The organism is Pandoraea sp. B-6, from assembly GCF_000282835.1.
Taxonomy (GTDB): domain Bacteria; phylum Pseudomonadota; class Gammaproteobacteria; order Burkholderiales; family Burkholderiaceae; genus Pandoraea; species Pandoraea cepalis.
Map to the genome: position 1 here is coordinate 1 of NZ_KB290529.1, position 6428 is coordinate 6428.

Annotated in this window: 5 protein-coding genes and 1 pseudogene; 2 read left to right on the forward strand and 4 right to left on the reverse strand. The window is 67.5% G+C overall.

What is annotated here, in order from left to right; all coding sequences use genetic code 11:
* Positions 1–138: 138 nt before the first annotated feature.
* From A985_RS0113640 to A985_RS0113655, 4 genes are all read right to left on the reverse strand, one after another.
* Positions 139–1413 (reverse strand): FliI/YscN family ATPase, encoded by a 1275-nt coding sequence (locus A985_RS0113640; protein WP_198288697.1) that lies wholly within the window; start codon positions 1411–1413, stop codon positions 139–141.
* 88 nt (positions 1414–1501) lie between these two features.
* Positions 1502–3577, reverse strand: coding sequence for a type III secretion system export apparatus subunit SctV (sctV, locus tag A985_RS0113645; protein ID WP_017233960.1), 2076 nt, complete (start codon positions 3575–3577; stop codon positions 1502–1504).
* Positions 3574–3963 carry a hypothetical protein gene (locus A985_RS0113650; RefSeq protein ID WP_017233961.1) on the reverse strand — a complete coding sequence of 130 codons (390 nt, stop codon included), beginning with the start codon at positions 3961–3963 and terminating at the stop codon, positions 3574–3576. Before A985_RS0113650 ends, sctV begins: the two co-directional genes overlap by 4 nt.
* A 156-nt stretch (positions 3964–4119) precedes the next feature.
* A complete protein-coding gene (locus A985_RS0113655) occupies positions 4120–4779 on the reverse strand; it encodes a two component system response regulator (protein WP_017233962.1) in 660 nt (219 codons plus the stop codon).
* Positions 4780–5093: 314 nt separating this feature from the next.
* Between A985_RS0113655 and A985_RS0113660 the strand changes: the two genes are divergently transcribed.
* Both A985_RS0113660 and A985_RS28585 read left to right on the forward strand, forming a co-directional pair.
* Positions 5094–5609, forward strand: a complete 516-nt coding sequence (locus tag A985_RS0113660) for a hypothetical protein (protein ID WP_157211464.1) — start codon at positions 5094–5096, stop codon at positions 5607–5609.
* A 2-nt stretch (positions 5610–5611) separates the two neighbouring features.
* Positions 5612–6428, forward strand: a pseudogene (locus A985_RS28585) (hypothetical protein); the annotation flags it as partial.

A 6428-nucleotide genomic window follows, 5' to 3' on the forward strand; every position in this document is an offset into this window, starting at 1 on the left:
CGTCGCACGCGCGCTCGCACGCAACGACCGCCTCGTTGGCATCGCGCGCCGCGACCGTCATGCGGGCCAGTGCGGCACGCAGGCTGGCTTCGCGGCGCTGGGCGAGGGCCGCCAATGCCGCGAGGCCCTCGTCGTCCGTCAGTTCGCGAGATGTTCGAGCCATGCGCGCGTGTCGTCGAATGGCGCCACGTCGTGCTGCGCCTGACAAAGAAAGGCACGGATGTCCGGGGCCCGCGCGAGCGCGTCGTCGGTCTCCGGATCGTTGCCCGGCTGATATTCGCCAACGCGTACCAGCAACTCAACCTGCGCCGCCAGCGCCATCGCGCGCCTGACACGCGCCGCCGCATCGACATGCGGCGCGTCGGTCACCGCCGCCATCACCCGCGAGAGGCTCCTCGCGACGTCGATGGCGGGATAGTGATTTTCCTGCGCGAGACGCCGCGACAGCACAATGTGACCGTCGACGATCGAACGCACCTCGTCGGCGAGCGGCTCATCCAGGTTGTCGCCTTCGACGAGCACCGTATAGAACGCGGTGATGCTGCCGCGCACGCCGGTCCCCGCGCGCTCCAGCAACCGGGGCAGACGCGCATAAAAGCTCGGTGGCAACCCGCTCGTCGCGCCAAGCGGCTCTCCCGCCGCCATCCCGATATCGCGCACGGCGCGCCCGAAGCGCGTCAGGGAATCCATGAGCAACAGCACGTCTTTGCCGTCGTCGCGAAACGCCTCCGCAATGGCCGTCGCGGTGTAGGCGGCCTTCATCCGTTCGAGCGCGGGACGATCGGATGTCGCGACGACGCAGACAGTCCGTGCACGCGCCTCAGGGGTGAGGGCCGTCTCGAGAAACTCGCGCACCTCGCGCCCGCGCTCGCCGATCAGCGCCACGACGATCACATCGGCCTGCGCACCCTGGCACATCATCGCCAGCAGCGTGCTCTTGCCCCCCCCCGCCGCCGCAAAGATGCCCAATCGCTGGCCACGACCGCAGGTGAACATGCCGTCGATCGCGCGAATGCCGATGGGCAGGCACGTGGACACCAGCGCACGCGTCATCGCGGGCGGCGGCTCCGTGTCCAGTGAACGCCATGCCACGCCGGACGTCGGCGTCTCGTCGGCCGCCGCACGGACCAACGGCCGCCCCAGCCCATCGAGCACCTCGCCAATCAGGTGATCGCCGACGGCCACGCGCGACGACCTTCCCAGCGCCTGCACCAGCGCGCCATTGGCCACGCCGTTCGGCTCGGCATACGGCGCAAGCCAGACATGCCGCCCCTCGACCGCAATCACCTCGGCGTCGAGCGACGGCGAGACCACGCGGCATTGCTCACCGAGCGCCGCGCCCGGCAATCGGGCCCGCATCGCATTCGGGGTGATCTTGTCGATACGACCGTAGCGCGCATCACCGCCGGACATCCGCCGCCACTCGTCACACGCCTTGCGCCGCGCGTCGAGCGTTCGACGAAGCCCATCGGCGATGCGTGTGGCGTCCGGGCGACGCATCTCAGTAGGTTCCCTGCACGTCGATCGTGCCCAGCACCCGCACATGCGGCTCGTCGGCCACTTCCTGGAACGACAACACCGCCAGATCGGCGCGCTCGCGCTCGACGAGCTTGCGCAGAAAACGCCGAACATCCATGGCGGTGAACAGCACGGCTGGCGTGCCGTCATGCGCGGTCAGTGCGCCATCGATGGCGTTCAGAATCGCGTCGGTCTGCGTGGGATTCAGATCGGCATAGGACCCCGACGCCGTCTGCCGCACGGCGGCGCGCACGGTGTCTTCGATGCCGCGTCCCACGTTCCACCCGGTGATGTGTTCGGTGCCCCGTCGAAAGCGCCGGGTGATGTGACGTCGCAGGCTGAGCCGCACGTACTCGGTCAACATGATCTGATCGCGCTCACGCGGGGCCCATTCGATCAGGGCCTCGAACACGCGCCGCAGGTCGCGAATCGACACGCCCTCGGCGACCAGTCGCTGCAGGACTTCCGCCGTCCGGCTGATCGGCAGTTGGCGTTGCAGCTCCTTGACGAGTTCGCCGTAGCGATCCTCCATCGCATCCATCAGGAAACGCGCTTCCTGCACACCCAGGAAATCGGCGGCATGCGCGTCGATGACCAGCGACACGCAGTGCGCCACGCGGTCCGCGCCCACGATCACGGTGCCGCCTCGCGTCTGCCACGCCTGGCGTTGCGCGTCGTCCAGCCAGAAAAGGATCTGCCCGCCGAACGGCAACGGCATCTCGCGCGGCGCACCGGCGTCAAGGCTGCGCAGCGCGGGCATCGGATGCGCCGCGTCGTGCTGCGCCAATGCGGCGTCAGGGGCCACATTGATCGTCATCACGCTCTCGTGATAGAGCTGAATATCCAGCGTCTCGCCCGGCAGGCCGGCGTCGACGACCACCTGTACCTCGGGCATTGGCACGCCGAACTGCTCGAACTTCTGATCGCGCAGGGCATTGATGCGCGCGGCGAGCACCGCGGTGCCGCCCGCTGCCTCGGCCAGCGCGGCCCCCACCCGTGCCTGCAGCGGCTGCGCGCCAGGGCGTCCCGGTTTCGCTTGCACTCCGCCGGCGTCTCCCTGCGCGCCGTCCTTGTCCCCTTGGCCCTCGCCCCCTCTGCGCCCTGCCCACCACGCGGCGGTCCCCGCCAGCGCCGCGAGCAGGAGGAAATAGTGCATCGGGAAGCCAGGGATCAGACCGAAGAGCACAAGCACCACGGCCGCCAACGTCAGCGAGCGCGGCTGTGCGGCAAGCTGATCGGTGAGCTCGCGCGCCAGGTTGCGACGTTGCTCGCCAGGCACCCGCGTGACGATAATGCCTGCCGTCACGGAAATGAGCAGCGCCGGGATCTGCGACACCAGCCCATCGCCGATGGAGAGAATCGCGTAGATCGCCGCCGCATCGCCCGCGCTCATGCCGCGCATGAAGACGCCGACTCCGATGCCGCCCAGCAAGTTCACCACGATGATGACGAGGCCGGCGATGGCATCGCCCTTGACGAATTTCATCGCCCCGTCCATCGCGCCGTAGAACTGGCTCTCCTTCTGCACGATGCGGCGCACGCGCTTGGCTTCGGCTGCGTCGATGGTGCCCGCGCGCAGATCGCCGTCGATGCTCATCTGCTTGCCGGGCATGCCGTCGAGCGAAAACCGGGCGCCGACTTCGGCCACGCGCTCGGAGCCCTTCGTGATGACGATGAAGTTGACGACAGTGATGATCAGAAACACGATCATGCCGACGACGATGTTCCCGCCTGCAGCGAAATCGCCGAACGTGTAGACGATGTCGCCCGCGTCGGCGCGCAGCAGAATCAGGCGGCTGGTGCTGATCGTGAGCCCCAGCCGAAACAGCGTGGTCATCAGCAGTACGGACGGGAACGCCGAGAAATCGAGCGGCTCGTTGATATAGAGCGCCACCATCAGCAGCAGCAGCGACAGGCCCAGATTGAGCGCGATGAGCAGATCCATCACCGACGGCGGCATCGGGATGATGATCATCAGCACCGTGACGAGCAGCAGCGCGGCCAGCACGATGTCCTGCCGGCCGGCAGCGACGCGAAGCCAGGGCAGCAGGCGCGTCACGGGTAAACCTCCTGCTGCTGCCGGGCATCGATTCGCTCCAACAGGCGCCGCATGCGGCCGAGGCAAGCGAACCAATCAACGGCCTGTGAGTTGCCGCTCGCCGGCGGTGTCGCGATCAGCATCGGGCGCCCCTGCGCCACGCATGCCCGCACGGGAATGCCGAGACTCCACTCCGGCGCGCAGGTTTGCAGCAACATGGGCAACCACCGCTGCGCGCGGGCGGCGCGATCGATCAGCGTCAACACCAACGTCACGCCCTGCGCATCGACCTCGATCATCAGCACGCAGGGTGCGAGCACCACGCGCATGCGAGGGGCCACACGTTGCGGCGGTAGCGCCAGCAATTCGAAGAGCTGCTCGAGCTTGCGTTGAGTCTGGGTGTCCATCGGCGATCTTGCGTTGGGAACGTGCTGGCGGCGCACGCGCGGCTCGGAGGGCGCTCAGGTAGCGGCAGCGGGCATGGTCGCGCATTCACGGCCGCGAGGGCTATCCGGCGCATACCTGAATTTCACGGCGGGCGTTCCGACGAGGGGCCACCATCGTCACAGCATCATGCGCAGGCGATGTGCCCAATTCACGATATCGGCCACGTTGTGTGCATCGAGCTTGCGCATCATGTTCAGCCGGTGGGTCTCGACCGTCTTCACACTGATCGACAACAGTTGCGCGATGTCGCGATTGCGTTGCCCTTCCGCGACCAGCTTGAGCACCTGCCGCTCACGCAGCGTCAGCAGCCGCTCGGGCATCTCGACCGCACATGGGCGGGGCACGTGGCGCGCGCCCGCCGGATCGTGCATGCCACCGAACACGGCCGGATCGACGAAGCGCTCGCCACGAATGACCTGGTACGACGCGTGGATCAAGGTCGTGCGAGGGCTGCTCTTGAGCACGTAAGCCGCCGCGCCGGCTTCCAGCGCCTGGCGTGCCCGCTCGCTGTCGTTGCTGGCCGAGTTGACAACGATGCGCAGGTCGGGCCAACGCTGGGCGCATTGGCGGATCACGTCCACGCCGTCCATGCCGGGCAGGCCCAGATCCAGCATCATCAGGGTCGGTCGATGCACCACGCAGGCCCGGTAGACATCGAGCCCGTTGACGACGCGGGCAAGCACACGCCAACCGAGATCGTGCTCGATCAGGCAGCAGAGTCCGTCGGCCAGTAACTCGTGGTCTTCGACAACGACGACACCGATACACCCCGTCATTCGCAGCTCCTCGACAGTTGGTCATAAGCACTCACGCAAGCACTCATACGGATTTTTGTTCACTTTCTATCGACTTCGGGCCACTTGCGCGAATCTTGTGCCTTCGCCTGACGTCGGACGTGGGAAAGCCCCCCAAACCACGGCGCCCGAGCGTCACTTCAGGTCTGCGCCGGATTGTGCCGGCACCTCAGCGCTTGATAATGAGGAATCTTGTGCGCCGCCGTGTCGATCGACGGCGACCCGTGATGGCGTATGCCGCCGATGTCGCATGCGCTTTGTTCCCCGTGCCCGTGCACTGCCTCCTTCAGATACCTATGCGTTTGCCATTTGCGCTTGCCGCGCTCGACTGGATTGCCTCGCGCGACGTACAGGGCGCGCGCCTTGCGCTCGATCTCGACGGCCAACGCGGCTGGACGTGTCGAGTCGACGGCGGCTATTGCGTCGCGACGGCGCTGACACTGCCGCCGCACGACCCTATGCAAGTCCATCCCCATGCGCAACCGCTCGCCGCCGCACTCGACGACGACCCGGCGCTCGCACGCTGGCTCTTGCGGCTCTCCCTCGTGCTGGCCGGTCAGCCGGCGTTGCGCGACGACAGCCTGTGCCTTGCGAACGACGTCCTCTGGTGGGTCCACCGCTTCGACGCCGGCGAACCGGCCGCACGCGTGGAAGCGCAGCTTCGTCGCCAACTGCTGGCCTGCATGATGGTGACGTCGCAGGGCACGCGCGCCGACGCGGTGCCACCTGCATTATTCACGCCGCACGCGTCCGGTCGCCCGGCCGGGGCGGCAGACGCCAGCCGCCGTCTTCATACGCTGCGCCGCTGCTGACCATGCCGCCTTCCTTCACTTCGCGCACCGTCGCCCTGCTTGCCGGGAGCCTGTGCGTCACGCTGGCCACCGCGTCGTTTGCCGCGCCCCTCACGGCGCATGCGCCCCGGGTCTCACCGGGCACGCCGGTTTGGCGCGGCGGCCCGTTCGTCTTCCAGAGCGCAGGCACGCCTCTCGCGGAGTTGTTGCGCGACTTCGGGGCGCACCACGGCATTCCGACCGTTGTGAGTCCTCACGTCGCCGATCGCTTTATCGGCACGCTACCTGCGGGTGCCGCTCAGGCGACCCTCGACGCCCTATCGGAACGTTATCGGCTTTCGTGGTACTTCAACGGCCAGACGCTGAACGTCTATAAATCCAGCGAGGCAACGCGGCGCGTCATGTCCGTGCGTTACGCCTCGCCCAACGACTTGCTCGGGCACCTGCGCAATGCCGGTGTGCTGCACCCGCGGCACTGCGTGGCACGGGCGATTCCGGCCACTCACGCGCTCGAAATCGCCGGCGTTCCCGCCTGCATCGAGACGGTTGCCATGCTCGCAGACCACCTCGAACGCGACGCCCGCGATCAGCAGGAAAGCGAAGAGACCATCAAGATATTTCCCCTGAAATTCGCGACGGCCGACGACACGAGGTACTTTTATCGCGGGCAGGAAGTCGTCGTGCCGGGCGTTGTCAGCGTACTGAAGGATTTGATTCTCGGCGCCGGCCCGCTCGGTGCCACTGCGGCGGCGTCTGCCTCGCCGGGCGCGTCGGCCGGCGCCGGCCTTGACGCCCGCCTTCCCCCCGCCACCGGCTCCCGCTCCGGCCCGCCGCGCTTTT